At 64.8% G+C, this 1,468-nt stretch carries 3 protein-coding genes; all 3 read left to right on the top strand.

Annotated features, from left to right (window positions below; all coding sequences use genetic code 11):
- Positions 1-611, top strand: a 611-nt coding sequence (gene tagH, locus EOA86_RS34420; RefSeq protein ID WP_128345582.1) for a type VI secretion system-associated FHA domain protein TagH, incomplete at its 5' end; no start/stop codon positions are given.
- A 3-nt stretch (positions 612-614) separates the two neighbouring features.
- Complete coding sequence (tssJ, locus tag EOA86_RS34415) at positions 615-1,067, top strand: type VI secretion system lipoprotein TssJ (RefSeq protein ID WP_023801306.1); 453 nt, start codon at positions 615-617, stop codon at positions 1,065-1,067.
- A gap of 39 nt (positions 1,068-1,106) precedes the next feature.
- Positions 1,107-1,468 (top strand): type VI secretion system baseplate subunit TssK (tssK, locus tag EOA86_RS34410; RefSeq protein WP_164892316.1); only part of this gene is annotated, 362 nt, incomplete at its 3' end.

Genomic DNA, 1,468 nt, shown 5'->3' with positions numbered 1-1,468 from the left:
CCCCCAAACCCGCCCCCTCCCCGGCAGCGGCGCAACCGGCGAACATGGCCCTTCGCACCGCGTTCTTGCGAGGCATGGGCATCGAGGAAGCCGATTTTCCCGGACGCGACAGCATCGCGGAAATGGAAAAATTCGGTCGCGAGTATCGGCTCATGATGGAAGGCCTGATGCAGCTGCTGCGCAAGCGGGCCGAGGAAAAAGGAAACGCTCGCGTCGCCCAGACGGTGGTTGGGGCCTCTGAAGTCAATCCGCTCAAGTTTCTGCCGACGGTGGACGACGCCATCGTGACCCTTATCGCCGAGCGCAGCCCCGGATTTCTGGCCGGTGAAGCGGCAATTGCCGACGCGGTCCGCGATCTCGCGCAACATCACGTGCGCGCCTGGCGAGGCGTGCAGTCCGCCTTGCGGCGAATGATTGACCGTTTTGACCCGGCAGTGATCGAGGAAGAGCTCAAATCGAGTTCCGCGATCGGCACCCTGCTTTCGGGCGGGCGCCGCGCCAAGCTGTGGGAGCTCTACCAGAAACGCCATCGTGAAATCGCCCAGCGTGCGGAATCGAGCTTTTTGGGCGAAATCGGCGCTGATTTTCGGGATGCATATGAGGAGGAGTGAAACATGATCGATCGCCGCGAATTCATCGTTGCCCTGGGCGCAACCGGGCTGCTGGCGGCTTGCCAGAGTGGTCCGCCAAAACCATCGGCGGTCACTGTCAATCTGACCGGGGCGGCCGGCATGAACCCGGGACCAGGTGGCGGCGACCGGCCCGTGACGGTCCTCGTGATGCGGCTGCGCAGCACCGGTAAATTCAACTCGGCCGATTATTTCGCGTTGCAGGGGGATGCCGGCTCCGCACTCGCAGGCGATCTCATCGGATCCGACCAGATCTCCGTCGGGCCTGGAAAGACCGCCTCCAAAACCATCACGGTCGAGCCGGACGCGGCTGCGCTGGGCTTCGTTGCCCTCGTTCGCGAGCCCGGCGGCCGGACCTGGCGTACGACCAAGTCGGTGTCGTCGGGATCAACAGTTACCGTCAACGTCACGCTTGGCAGCGGCGGCATTTCCGCCTAGCGGCCAGGGCAAGGGGTGCTCGATGCAGGAAGTAGCGGCATGAGCGATGCAAACAGGGTGCTGTGGTCCGAAGGCCTGTTTCTCCGGACCCAGCATTTTCAGCAGCAGGATCGCTTCTTCGAGGCGACGGTGCGCGGCGCGTTGCAGGCCGGGCAGCTGCATACGTTCGGCTTTCAGCAGCTGACGCTGGACCAGGCAATGCTCGATGCCGGCCAGGTCTCGATCCTGTCGGCACGGGGCATCTTTCCGGATGCAACCCCCTTCTCCATCCCTGACCTGATGGACGCGCCGCGACCGCTGCCGGTCACCGCCGATACCGGCGCCGGACCGGTGCTGGTCGCCCTGCCGCTCGAACCTGCCGGCGGTGTCGGCTTCGATCCGGCGCACGCCGCATCGACAGG

Source organism: Mesorhizobium sp. M5C.F.Ca.IN.020.32.2.1 (genome assembly GCF_004023105.1).
In the GTDB taxonomy this organism is placed as follows: domain Bacteria; phylum Pseudomonadota; class Alphaproteobacteria; order Rhizobiales; family Rhizobiaceae; genus Mesorhizobium; species Mesorhizobium wenxiniae.
The sequence above is the reverse complement of the archived record's forward strand: the minus strand, read 5'-3'. Positions and strand labels throughout refer to the sequence as shown.